Origin of the sequence: Erysipelothrix inopinata (assembly GCF_014396165.1) — a bacterium.
GTDB classification, from domain to species: domain Bacteria; phylum Bacillota_I; class Bacilli_A; order Erysipelotrichales; family Erysipelotrichaceae; genus Erysipelothrix; species Erysipelothrix inopinata.
On record NZ_CP060715.1, the window covers coordinates 622863 to 636187 of the forward strand.

At 34.4% G+C, this 13325-nt stretch carries 11 protein-coding genes and 1 other RNA gene; 5 read left to right on the forward strand and 7 right to left on the reverse strand.

Annotated features, from left to right (window positions below):
* Positions 1–44: 44 nt before the first annotated feature.
* The gene (locus tag H9L01_RS03095) at positions 45–986 is read right to left on the reverse strand and encodes a hypothetical protein (RefSeq protein ID WP_187534569.1); all 942 of its coding nucleotides are present in this window, start codon (positions 984–986) and stop codon (positions 45–47) included.
* 207 nt (positions 987–1193) lie between these two features.
* On the opposite strand from H9L01_RS03095, the gene H9L01_RS03100 reads away from it, so the two are divergent.
* A complete protein-coding gene (locus H9L01_RS03100; RefSeq protein ID WP_187534570.1) occupies positions 1194–1703 on the forward strand; it encodes a GNAT family N-acetyltransferase in 510 nt (169 codons plus the stop codon).
* Positions 1704–1732: 29 nt separating this feature from the next.
* Here the strand turns inward: H9L01_RS03100 and H9L01_RS03105 are convergent, their stop codons facing one another.
* Positions 1733–2614, reverse strand: coding sequence for a hypothetical protein (locus H9L01_RS03105; protein WP_187534571.1), 882 nt, complete (start codon positions 2612–2614; stop codon positions 1733–1735).
* A gap of 102 nt (positions 2615–2716) precedes the next feature.
* On the opposite strand from H9L01_RS03105, the gene H9L01_RS03110 reads away from it, so the two are divergent.
* Complete coding sequence (locus H9L01_RS03110) at positions 2717–3046, forward strand: tRNA-binding protein (protein WP_187534572.1); 330 nt, start codon at positions 2717–2719, stop codon at positions 3044–3046.
* 35 nt (positions 3047–3081) lie between these two features.
* Here H9L01_RS03110 and H9L01_RS03115 read toward each other — a convergent pair whose 3' ends face one another.
* Together H9L01_RS03115 and H9L01_RS03120 are read right to left on the reverse strand one after the other, a co-directional pair.
* On the reverse strand, positions 3082–4839 hold the full coding sequence (locus H9L01_RS03115) for an ABC transporter ATP-binding protein (protein ID WP_187534573.1): 1758 nt from the start codon (positions 4837–4839) through the stop codon (positions 3082–3084).
* A gap of 2 nt (positions 4840–4841) precedes the next feature.
* Entirely contained in the window at positions 4842–6593 is a 1752-nt protein-coding gene (locus H9L01_RS03120) for an ABC transporter ATP-binding protein (protein ID WP_187534574.1), read from the reverse strand.
* Positions 6594–6798: 205 nt separating this feature from the next.
* On the opposite strand from H9L01_RS03120, the gene H9L01_RS03125 reads away from it, so the two are divergent.
* The gene (locus H9L01_RS03125) at positions 6799–7515 is read left to right on the forward strand and encodes a hypothetical protein (protein WP_187534575.1); all 717 of its coding nucleotides are present in this window, start codon (positions 6799–6801) and stop codon (positions 7513–7515) included.
* A 40-nt stretch (positions 7516–7555) separates the two neighbouring features.
* Here the strand turns inward: H9L01_RS03125 and H9L01_RS03130 are convergent, their stop codons facing one another.
* From H9L01_RS03130 to ssrA, 3 genes are all read right to left on the reverse strand, one after another.
* Complete coding sequence (locus H9L01_RS03130) at positions 7556–8794, reverse strand: MFS transporter (protein ID WP_187534576.1); 1239 nt, start codon at positions 8792–8794, stop codon at positions 7556–7558.
* 106 nt (positions 8795–8900) lie between these two features.
* Positions 8901–10079 (reverse strand): helix-turn-helix domain-containing protein, encoded by a 1179-nt coding sequence (locus H9L01_RS03135; protein ID WP_246449193.1) that lies wholly within the window; start codon positions 10077–10079, stop codon positions 8901–8903.
* Positions 10080–10653: 574 nt separating this feature from the next.
* Positions 10654–11007: a transfer-messenger RNA gene (gene ssrA / locus H9L01_RS03140) on the reverse strand.
* Between the two features lie 140 nt (positions 11008–11147).
* Between ssrA and proB the strand changes: the two genes are divergently transcribed.
* Both proB and H9L01_RS03150 read left to right on the forward strand, forming a co-directional pair.
* Positions 11148–11942, forward strand: a complete 795-nt coding sequence (gene proB, locus H9L01_RS03145) for a glutamate 5-kinase (protein WP_246449146.1) — start codon at positions 11148–11150, stop codon at positions 11940–11942.
* Positions 11943–11950: 8 nt separating this feature from the next.
* The gene (locus H9L01_RS03150) at positions 11951–13183 is read left to right on the forward strand and encodes a glutamate-5-semialdehyde dehydrogenase (protein ID WP_187534579.1); all 1233 of its coding nucleotides are present in this window, start codon (positions 11951–11953) and stop codon (positions 13181–13183) included.
* Positions 13184–13325: the final 142 nt, after the last annotated feature.

Here is a 13325-nt window from a genome sequence, read left to right on the forward strand (position 1 = left end):
AAAGAGTTACCATCGTGTTTGAATCCAAATCGAGGTAACTCTTTTTATTCGAAGTTTAGAAGTGCTTTATAAGTGGGTTCAAAAATTTTGGATGACATCGTATAGTATCGGTAATTATTGTTGTAGTGGCGATACTCCTGAAGGATAATATCCTCGTTATTTCGATAGTAGGTTAATGTCGTGGTTCCGTCAATTTCTATTACGTGTCCAAAAGTCGTATTTTGATAAATAGGTTCTTTTCGGTTCGTAACAATAGTTAAAAATGGTTGTTTTAGAAGACTTTGATTCATAAAATCAATAACTTCGTAATCCTTTGAATCTTGGTAGTCAAATACCGCTTTAAGAGATACAGGTTTTGTGAAGTTTTTTTCAGTGTGACTATCGTAGTCAATATATGAATTAATATAATACGATTTATTATTTTTGGGATACGCTGATTTTACGATGTTACTGTCCTTTGATTTTCCAGAAACAATATCTGGAATCTTGGTTGTTTGTGCTAGATAGATACTTGGAGCCACTTGTTCAAATGAAATTCCAGATCTGTCATCGTTAAAGTGAAGCATAACGCTATCAACATCAGGATCAATAACAACGTAGTAATAAGTTTTATCGATCATGAAGGCAATGTAGTTCATCTTTGATTCTTTAATCGATTGAAAGTCATATATATTATTGGTATTTACACGACGTGAAGCAAGTTGAGAAACGATAGGGATATTGGTTGCTTCATTTTTCCATAAAAAGTAGGAGTTTTTATAAATAACGGGAAGATACTCGTGGTCTTCTATATGGAATATTTTAAGTGAGTAACGATCTTCAAGAGGCGCTTCATAGACACAGGTAGGCACTATATCTGTTCTACCACCTACAATTTCGTCAACGATCACATCTTTATCAGTTCGATAACCAAAGAGATATAAGGAGATAGAAAAAAGAGAACATATAATAAGTACTACCAATGTAATATGATAGGAACGTTTCATACATTTCACCTCCATTATATTAATTATACGCAAATGATTCGATAGATACGTGACAGATTTGTTAGCATATTGGAATATCTATGTGAAAACTTAGGTATAATCAGTCCTTTTTTATTATATCTCAATAAAAAATAGAATTCATATTGATGCTCTAAAAATATGAATAAATGTTATAATTGCGGTATTAATTTAAGAATGAGGTGTTCTATGGAAATTATTAAATGTAAAACTGACGATCTTGAAGCTATTCAAAAAATTAGTAGAGAAACATTTTATGATACGTTTAAAGATACTGCATCTGCTGAAGATATGAGTCTGTTTTTGGATAAAAACTATGCACTGGATAAACTTAAGAAAGAATTTGAAAATCCGAATTCTGAATTCTATTTTTTAATGGATCGAGATAAAGTTGCAGGTTATTTAAAACTTAATTCTGATGAAGCACAAACAGAGAATATTGCTGATAATTCCTTTGAACTGGAACGAATTTATCTAGACAAAGATTATAAATTTCGTGGTCTGGGATCGGTTCTCTTCGACTTCGCAGAAAGTAAGGCACGTGACCTTAATAAATCTTCAATATGGTTAGGTGTGTGGGAGCACAACAAACCGGCATTGAGTCTTTATACTAAGAAAGGTTTAGAAGTTGTGGGTAGTCATCCTTACAATATCGAGAATGAACCTCAAACAGATTTAATTATGTTGAAAAAGCTATAGAAAACGGTGAGATTTCCCACCGTTTTTTTTTATCCTTGATAGTCATCAACAACAATAGGATAAGCAACATACATTTTATTCTGGTCTTTTGCAGCAGATTTTGCAAAATAGAAAGCAACTATTATTAGAGCTAAAGAACCAATACCAACATTGGCGATGTATGACCATAAAATTTCACTATCTGTAAAGGCATACGGCATAACCGTTGAGAGAATTTTAGAGAAAGAGATTTGCTTATCGAATACTTTATAAAACTTATAGGCCATACTCAAGTACTCAGATAACGTAATAGCGCAAAAATTTATAAGAAATATTAAAAATGAATCAGTTTTTGTTGGTCGACCAGAGTTTTTCTCGAAAATATGGTAAGAAGCGGCAACCATTGCGACACTAATGAGATATACAATATATCCCATCTGACTCACTAAAAACCAGCCAAATCCAAGGAGTATTGCAACACCAATTATTTTCAGATAGGTGTTAAGACGATTTCCAGAACGGTCATAAAAGTTTTCAGCATTAACCTTTTCTTCAAGATAAACTTCGTGGGATAAAATCAGAACATCGTTATTAATGCGATAGATTTTGATATCTTCAGGTTCAAGAGATATTTGACAGACTTGACGAATCGATTCACTGATAAAAAAATCGATAATTTGAATTGCGTAGAATTCGAGTTCCTCAGGGGAGGGATGTTTCTTTTTAGTGTTTAAAGTTAAAAGGGCATTAGTCCAGGTAAATGAAAGATTAAAAACATCACTAAGATTTTCCTTTAAATATTTTTTTAATAATTTTGATTCTGTGCCATTTTCTCCCATAACACTGAAAACCATTGAATTCTTATTGATGATAAAATAGTAATCTCTATCTTCGCCAACGCTTGTATAGAGATCTTCGATATATGTAAGCATAGTTTCTCCTTGGTATATATAGTACAATGATAGAGTATTTATACCGATAATAGGTGAAATTATTATAAAACTTGAATTATCACAAGAATAGGAGTAACTAGTATGTTAGATTTAGAAACATTTCAAAAAGTAGATATGAGAGTGGGGACAATTGTAGAAGCATCACTCAATGAAAAGGCGCGTAAGCCAGCCTATAAATTAAAAGTTGATTTAGGTGAAGAATTAGGAATTAAGAGTACTTCTGCACAAATTACAGACTTATACGAATGTGAATCTCTCGTAGGTCGTAAGGTAATTGCAGTTGTTAATTTTCCACCGCTTCAAGTCGCTTCAGTTAAGAGCGAAGTATTGGTTCTAGGATCTTTATCCGATCAGGGCGTTGTCTTACTCCAAGCAGGTGATGAGGCAAAAAATGGCGATAAAGTCGCTTAATAGTAACAAAAATAAAAGGCCACTTAGGTGGCCTTTTATTGATAGCTCTCAAATACAAATTGGTTATGATAAAGTTCTGAATAGTGACCTTGATCATCGAGAAGAGACTGGTGTGTTCCTTCTTCTATAATTTTTCCATTTTGTAATACAATAATATGATCTGCTTCAAGAATGGTTTTTAGACGGTGAGCAATAACAAAACTTGTACGTCCTTTAACAATTTCATCCATTGCTGCTTGAATTTGATGTTCTGTAACGGTATCAACATTACTCGTAGCCTCATCCAAGATTAGAAGATCGGGGTTCACAAGCATGGTTCTCGCAATGCTTAGAAGTTGTTTTTGTCCAACACTCATGGCGCTGTTACTTTCGCTTACTAGAGTATCATAACCCTCTTCGAGTGTCATGATGAAATCATGAATATGAGCTTTCTTAGCAACAGAGATGACTTCCTCTCGGGAGGCATCGCGTTTTCCAAAGGCAATATTATCATGAACTGTTCCAGTGAATACAACGGAGTCCTGAAGTACAATACCAACATGATTTCTTAAGGATGCTTTTGTAATGGTTCTTATATCCGTGCCATCAAACTTAATAGATCCTTTCTCAATATCATAGAATCGATTAAGTAAGTTCATAATCGTTGTCTTACCCGATCCAGTATGGCCAACAAGGGCAACCATCATGCCTTGATCAACTTTGATATTAATATCCTTAAGGACATAATTGTCTTCGTCATATGCGAAGGATACATTATCAAGTTCAACATTACCTTGAATACCATCGATCGTAATTGAATTCGGATTATCAACTTCTTCAGGCTCATTCATGATTTCCATAATTCGTTGAGCTCCAGTGAATGCAAGTTGCATTTGAGTAAATTGTGATGCAATTTGTGAGAGTGGTTGGTAAATCATACGAACATATTGAGTATAAACAAAGAGTAGCCCAGCCGCTTCTTCAAGAGGCAATCTACCGCATGTCGTCATCCAAGCACCATAGAAAATTACGATACCACTTGTAACCATCTGGAGTCCCTGTAGTGTTGGGAAGAGTAAGTTTGGATAAAGAGTACTCTTAAATGTTGCTTGGAAGAGCTTCTCATTATATTCTTTAAAATTTTTAATTGAATCTTCTTGTAGACCATTCGCAATTACAAGTTTCTGTCCCGTAAAGCGTTCATCTGCAAAACCATTCATTTCACCAATGCGACGTTGTTGTTGAGCCATTGCAACTTGTGCTTTCTTTAAGATAACCGTAGCAATGATTAACATAAAAGGAACGGTTGATAACGCTACAAATGACAATTCAACATGATTCATAAACATTAAGACAAGTGTGAAACCAAGCATTGCTACATTGGAAATGATTTGATGAATCGATTGATTCAATGTATTCGAGATATTATCTAAGTCACTTGTAAAGCGAGATAAAATTTCTCCATCGCTTGATTGATCAAAAAATCGAATCGGTAGTCGTTCTATCTTACTGAATAAGTCTTTTCGCATGTGGTCTGTCGCATCACCTGAAATTTTAGTCATGACGACGTTTTGTACTAAACTAAAGATCCAGGATAATCCGGCAAAGAGTGCCATCATGAAGACAACGTTAAAAAATTGTGATTTATCTTGTGAACCAGCAAGATATTTAGTAAGTTCATTGATTGCTTCACCAATGAACTCAGGTGTTCTAACAACAAAGTACATACTGAATAAAACACTAATAATAACAAGCGCTAGTTTAAATTTATACTCTTTAAGATAATGCCAAAAATATTTAAGTGATTCTTTCATTGTTAAAACTCCTTTCCGTCGTTATTGGGATGTTGATCTGCGTGATCATCGCGTCCCTTTTGAGTTTCAAAGATTTCACGATATACATCTGAATTTTGAATGAGATCATGGTGTTTACCTTGAGCTACAAGACGTCCTTCATCTAAAACAAGAATATTATCGGCATGGACAATTGAAGAAATCTTTTGTGAAATAATAACTTGTGTTGTTTCCGTTAGTTTTTCAATGAGTCCTTCTCGAACTAATTTCTCTGAATGAGCATCCAACGCACTGGTACTGTCATCCAAGATGAGAATTTTTGGATTACCAATGAGTCCACGAGCAATTGATAATCTTTGCTTTTGTCCACCGGAGAAGTTTGCACCACGTTGATAGACTGTTGCTTCAAATTGGCTAGCTTCTTTTTCAATAAATTCTAACGCCTGAGCAATTTCTGCTGCACGGACCATCTCTTCCAAGGTCGCATCTGCTTTACCTTGTCTTAAGGTATCAGCAATAGTACCTGAGAATAAGACGGGTCTTTGTAGAACAAGTGAGATATCTTGGTGGTAAGATGACTTACTAATTGTTGGGAAAGGGTGATTTCCAACTATAATATCACCAGAACTCGGATCATAAATCCGCGCCATCAGTTGAACTAAAGTAGACTTACCAGAACCAGTAGCTCCAACAACCCCAATTGTTTCACCATGATTGATTGTAAAGCTAATATCTTGCAATGTTGGTTTATCTTGACCAAGGTAAGTAAAACTTACATTATCGAAACTAATTGAGCCGTTGTCGAGGTGAGGTCCTTCTTCGTTAAATGTCATATCCGCTTTTGTATTTAATACTTCGTTTATTCGACTCACAGAGACGAAAGCACGGGATGCGAAGCTAACCATCATACCGCCAATCATCAACGACATCATAACCATAACGAGGTAACTGATGAACTTAACAGTGGATCCAATAACAGCAGGATCAATTTCTGTCATATTACCAATCATAAAGATTACGAATGCAGACATCCCATCCATGATGAGGAAGAATGTTGGAATCATAAAAGAGAAAATATATCCAACAACAATGATTTCATGAGTTAGTTTCTCACCTTCAGTGTTGAATTTCTTAATTTCCGCATCTTCTTGAACAAAACTTTTTACAACACGCATTCCCATGAAGTTTTCTTTCGCAATCGCATTGATGTTTTCAAGGTAGTGTTGAATTTTTGCAAACTTGGGTCCCATCATTCCAAATGAGACCATAACAACCAAAATGACAAGAACTAAAACGAGGAGGATGACCCACCAAAGTTGAGGCATTGTCATAATGGCAAGAATCAAACTACCAATAAACATTAACGGAATACGCATTAATGACATCAGAATAATAACCACAAGATTTTGTGCTTGTTGAGAATCGTTAGTCAGACGGATTACAAGATTGCTAGCACTAAACTTTTCAATATTGCTGTAAGAAAAAGTTTGCACTTTTGAAAAAATTGATTCCCTAATGTCGGAACCAATTCGTTGAGAAACCTTTGACGCAAGAACCGTATTCAAAATTCCAGCGACAAGCCCTAAGAGAGCAAGTCCAATAAGTACCATTCCGTAATAACGAATTGTACTCGTATCGCTCACAACAATCGAATTGATAATCAATGATAGAATGTTAGGTTGGATTAACATCGTTACGACTGTAATGCCAACTAGTAGAAAAGAACCTATAAATGCTCCTTTATACTTTTTAATATATACTAAAAATAAATCCATAATGCCTCCTTGCCAATGTTTTATGTCTAAAACAGATAGTCCCTATTATACAGTAATAAAAAATATGATGATACTTATTTGATAGTAACTTCTTCCTGAAAATATGGTGAAATATGACAACTTAAATGTTAAAAATGGCATGTTAGCGCCAAAACGTTTGTGATATTAAAAAAATCCGTAAGATAGTGGTAAAGGAGAATACAGTATGGAACATATATTCAAATGCGAAGTAAGCGATTTAAAATTGAAAATAAATGCAGGGAGTATCAAGCATTTTGCAATCACATTTTCAGACCGTGAAGACATTCAAATTGTAGCTGAAGGAGATCTCTCTCAATATTCAATACAAAACGAGCGTACCTATATTGAGATTAGAACAACAGACAAAAACGTCGTCTCGTTGCCTGAGGATAAGATTACAATAGTGGAAAGTTTAAATATTGATTTACCTCAAGAAATGAAACCACATCTTGATCTCAAAGCCATCGACTCATATATATTCTTAAATTACGAACAAGAGCAAGCATTTCCAACAATACGAATTGATGGTGTAGGAATTAATACGGAGTTTAAGAACATTACCTCGAATGTTTCGTTTAATGCTCTAAACTCGATTCTTAAAACAGATGGATTACTCGGGAATATCGATATTAATGGGTTAAACACAACATTGAACCTTTACAATATTAAAGATACAAATCTCAAAGTAAATGGATTGGCTGCAACATTAACAATTCATGAAGAAAATAATCCTGCAAACTTTAATATTAAAGTTATGGGATTGAATGCGACAGTACGTTATCATAATTACGAGAAAAAAGGATTGGGTAAAATGACATTTCAATCTCCACAAGTTGCAGGAGCTCCATACTGCAATATCTCAGGTACTGGTGTAAAAACAACAATCACGATTAATGAATAAATAAAGCACAGCTCAAATTTGAACTGTGCTTTTACTTCGTTTAGTTCGGAGATACCGCGGAAACATCATAGTTATATACTTCCTTAACTTGATTTTTAGGAAGCCTGAAGAGGAAAATATAGCTTACTAGTTGAATAACTCCGAAAACTAATGCAATCGTTCCATATGGAAGATAAGCACCCATTAAACCAATTATCCCCTTGCTGAAGAAGATAGCCAAATTAATCATGACACCAAATAAAGCATTAACTTTTCCTAGGAGATTCTCAGGAACCATCGCAAGGATTGCACTCGTTCTAAAATTAGCAGATTGAGATCCCAAAAATCCAGCAATAAATTGTGTTATCAATAAAATGTGGAATGGCATGAAGAACATCAGTCCTTCAGCAAAAATAAAATAAATGAAAATTAATGAAGAAAGAAAAAAACGTTTTTTCGGTGGAATCTTAAAGATGTATAAAAAGAGGCCACCACATATATATCCGAATGAACTAACAGAAAGTAAAAGGGCATAGTTTTGTGATCCAAACCCTGGTGTCGATGAAAAAAATGGGTATAAGAGAACTTCTTTAACACTATTCATCATCATTACGGTCATAAAAAACAGAAAAATAGATCTAATACTGGGAGTGTTTTTTACAAAATCAAAGCCTAACTTTATATCATTACGAAAAGATTCGAAGGTTGGTTTCACAGGGTTCTCAAGAAAAGAGAATGACACATCAATCTTACTTTCAATAAAAGCATCAATCAGAGAACAGATTGTACAAACCATAAAGAGAAACGGAACTCCTAGTGAATCTATTATCCACATGATGGCAGGAGTTGTTGCTACCGAACATAAAGGATAGATCATGTTCATGATAGAGTTTCCTTTATTAAAATTTTCTACATCCATAATCTTGGGTAGTATGCTGCCAGAAGCTAGCTGAGAGACAACACCAAGTAAGCTAATTAGGAAAGTAATTAATAACAAGAAGAAATAATTAAAACCAAAGCTATATAAATAAATTGCAGCAACTAAAAATACAACTGATAAAATAACTTCGTTAATAACAAGCACTTTCACGGGATGTTTACGGTCTATAAGAGCTCCAACAAAAATAGGTAATATAAATTGTGGAATCATCGATAAGCATGCAAATAGAGCAGAGAGAATCGTAGAATTTGTCTCGTTATATACAAAAACAGATAAACCTAAACTTAAACCAACACTTCCGATTGCAGAAATAATTGTACCTATAAAACTATAGGTGAAGTTTTTATTCCAAAGTTTCATGAGAATACCTCCTACCTATAGTTTAAGCGGCGATAATAAAAAAACCTAGAAGACTAGGTTGGGAAAGTGCGTACCAAATATTTGGTTTAAATGCGAGTATTTAATGTTAATTAGGAAAGTTGGAAAGATCCAATGCACGTTTGTACCTTTTTTGTTTTTTGTAAATCGACACCAACATATTCTGGATGAAAATTGCTCTAGTATAAATATTGGATTTAAGATTTTTATCGAGGATGGATTCAATTAAAATTGCATAATTTCGCTCAAGATAAAACATTGAATGAGAAACGGCATACTCTAGCGCTTCATACTCAAGAGACTCTTTCCATGTATTATCAGATACGCTCATTTTTTTAAAGTACAAAGTTGCACTATCCAAATCATTAAGATAAAGATGAATTAAAATAATTTTTTCAAAGTGGTATAACGACTTCTTAGGTGAACTTTCGTAAGCTGCAAGAATAAGACTTTGAGCAGTAAGTAGATCTTCATAATTTCCGTTTTTGAAGTACAAATCCAGATAGTCTGCAGATAAGTTATAATCTAAATCAGAAATCGTTTGAGAATCATTGCATAATTTCGCAATACGTCGGCAACTTTCGAAATGTGACAATGCTTTTGGAAAATTAGAGTAGATTATAGTATTACCCATTTGAAAGTGAGCATGCATCATCATCCGGATATTTCCAAGATTTGCGAAGGTATCCAGACTTCTCTGAGCACACTCGTAAGATTTATCAAACTTACCCGCATAAAAATAACTTTGAGAAAGAGAAAAATCTACGATTCCGCTATCATCTTGACCTTGGGAAAGAAGTAACCTACGTATCGCTTCATCAATTTTATCGGGATTAATGTGCATCTGTGAGTATAATACCGAGACAAATGGATGGTACTGATACTTCTCTGGGAGTGATGTTGAGATTTCAAAATCAGTCGTTGTATCAATTAGTAAAAGTTCATGGATGTAGATATCCCAGTAATATTTTGAGTATCTATAGTGCTCAAGTGATTTTTGAAGTCTCTTATTAACATCTTGATCATATGCTTCATAAAGTGCGTAATTAGTTACCTCCGAGAAAATTTCGTACAGTGAGCTCTGAGATATATCTGTAATAAACCTAATATTTAATCGCTGGAAGAGCAATACTAAAACATCATCACTTGGATTTGCTTGATTACTCTCAATCTTTGACAAATAAGAAGGAGAACATATTTTATGACATAGAACTTCTTGTTTCATAGCTTGTTTAATTCGTTCATCGCGGATTATACTTCCTACCATAGGGCTCACAGCACTTCCTCCTGAAAATAGAACTTTATTATTATAATTTTACCACACTCCAATTAGTGATGGACATTATTGGTTGATATCCACAGGAATTTGTTTTAATTAATTTCGTTATTTGAACTTAAATAAAATGAATAAATACAAAGAAAATCCAAGCGCCCAAACCCAGAAATCCAAGGGTGGAAAAAAAGGACGAGTGTCATGAGCTCGACTTTCTACTTCGCGAAGTGGAAACAATCCTCCATCAGGAAATGGAACGGATGTGAAAAGTTGGATTGCGATGAGTATTCCTGCAAATATAGAGACGTATTTAGAAATATTAATTTTGAAGGACACCTCCACAATTAATAATATGAATAGGATAATCATATAAAGGATGAAAGCAATCAACCGGTTTTTTCTCATATACGAATCCTCCTATAATAATAGTATCATGGGTAAGATAGAAAATAGGTGAAAATGGAGTGTGAGTTCAAGTGTACATCATCTTGAATTGCCGTGATATCGGAAAAATATTACTAAAATATGAGTAAATAAAAACCCACCTTATGGTGGGTTAATTGTCATTTGGTGGAGCTGGCGGGAGTCGAACCCGCGTCCAAGAAGTGTTCCACATTTAGACGTCTACAGTTTAGTCTGCTTCATAATAATCAAAGAGGACGAAGCCGACAAAGGTCTCTTTGATGTGCTCTTGGGTTTTCGAGTTACGTGTCGAGCTCACGCAACCTTATCCTTCGTTGGTTATGTTGATGATCTTCGCCCAAAGGCAAAGCTTAGATTCATCACGCTACAGCTATGAATAGCTAATTAAGCAGCGAATTGTAAACTGTTATTGTTTCCAGTTAATTTTTGTTTGGTTTTAAGGTAACCACACCACTGCAATCTAAATCAAACGAAATCCTGTCGAAACCATGACAGCCCCGTGTAGTGATTATATCACAAAGATAAGAGGGATAAAAGAATGACTATCCTTTAGAAACACAGTGATTTAGTGTATTATATTGATAGAAATAAGAGGAATATGACATGCTAAGAGAGATATTGAAAGAAAAAGAGAGAATTGTGATCAAAATAGGCTCCTCTTCCTTAACACACAAGGAAACAGGAGATATTAATTACCAAAAATTAGAACAGTTAGTTCGTGTTCTATCTGACTTGAAAAGTAGAGGAAAAGAAATAGTATTGGTTTCATCTGGAGCTCAAGCGGTAGGGAGACAAGAACTTAGAATGAAAGCAATGCCAAATGAAATGCCAAAGAAACAAGCATTGGCTGCAATTGGACAAGCAAAATTGATGATGGCTTACCAAAAGTTATTCTCGGAGTATGGGCAAGTTTGTGCTCAAGTATTATTAACGAAACATACAATGGTAAAAGAAGAAAGTCGTGTCAATGCAATGAATACGTTTCATGAATTGTTGAATATGGGAGTCATTCCGATTGTGAATGAAAACGATACGGTTGCAACACACGAAATTGAATTTGGAGATAATGACCACTTGTCTGCGTTTGTACTAGCAATGATTGATGCAGAACTTTTAATCATCTTATCTGATATTGATGGTTTTTATACTGATGATCCTAGCAGTAATCCCGATGCTGAATTAATTGAATATGTTGAAGAAATTAATGATGAACATTTCATCATGGGTAAAGATACAAGTTCATCATCTGTGGGAACAGGCGGAATGAATGCGAAAATTGACGCAGGTAGAATCGCTACACAATATGGTGCAGAAATGGTATTGGTGAATGGCCGTGATGTGAATGTTCTCTATGATGTTGTAGATGGAAAGAATGTTGGTACTTACTTTAAAGCCAATAAACGTGAAAATTTTTCATTGGCTGAATATTTATAGGAGGCACTATGTTAGAACAAATTGGTAAGAATGCGAAAAAAGCATCCTTAGACTTACTGGTACTGGAAACAGAACAAAAGAATGCCATTCTTTGTGACTTAGCAAATAATTTAGAGTCATCAATTGAAGAAATAATAACTGAAAATCAAAAAGACCTAGACGCAGTGAAAGTATTAGACTATCCAAAGGCATTTATTGATAGACTTACACTGGATCATAACAGAATTATTGCAATGGCTGCGGGGCTTAAAGAAGTAGCAAACATTGAAGATCCAATTGGGAAAGTCCTAGAAACCATAACACGACCAAATGGACTCGTAATTGATAAAGTGAGTGTTCCTTTAGGCGTGATTGGTATCATATATGAAGCACGTCCTAATGTCACAATTGACGCGTTCTCCCTTTGCTTTAAGAGTGGTAACGCTGTGATTCTTAAAGGTGGTAAAGAAGCCATTAATACAAATATTGTTTTAGAAAAAATTGTTCAAGAAACACTAGAGAGTCATAATCTTAACCCTTACAGTATCCAAGTAATAAAGAGTACTGATCGAGAAACAACACATGAAATGATGAAAATGAATAAGTTTATCGACGTACTTATTCCAAGAGGTAGCGCACAATTGATTCGCGCTATAGTAGAAAATAGTACAATTCCTGTTATTGAAACTGGTTCGGGTAACTGCCATATTTATGTTGATGAAGATGGCGATTTAGATATGAGTATCGCAATAATAGAAAATGCAAAACTTCAAAGATTGGGTGTATGCAATACTATGGAATCATTAGTTGTCCATGAAAAAATAGCAGATCAATTTATTCCAACGCTTGTAGAAAAATTTCCTGATGTAGAGTTTTACGGCGATAAACAAGCACAAGATATATCTCCAATTGTTTTACCCGCAACCGATGAAGATTTCTACACTGAATACCTCGATAAAAAAATGTCTGTGAAGATTGTTGGTTCAGTTGAAGAAGCAGTAGAACATATTAATGAACATAATACGAAGCATTCTGAATCGATTATTACAAACAATGATTCTCATGCTAAATACTTTACGCAACGCATTGATTCTTCAACAGTATATGTTAATGCGTCTACCCGATTCACTGATGGAAGTGTCTTTGGATTTGGTGCTGAAATTGGTATTAGTACACAAAAACTTCATGCTCGTGGACCAATGGGCGTACAGCACTTAACTTCATATAAGTACATTGTCCATGGTAATGGACAGATAAGATAAATTCTATAAAAGTTCCTTTGGAACTTTTTTTCTTTTTATGACGTCAAAAATATTTAATTCTATTCCTAAACAAGCTTACTATAAACAACAATAGGTTGTTATTGACAAGGTTTAGTATGTCAGATATACTAGAATAAGTTAA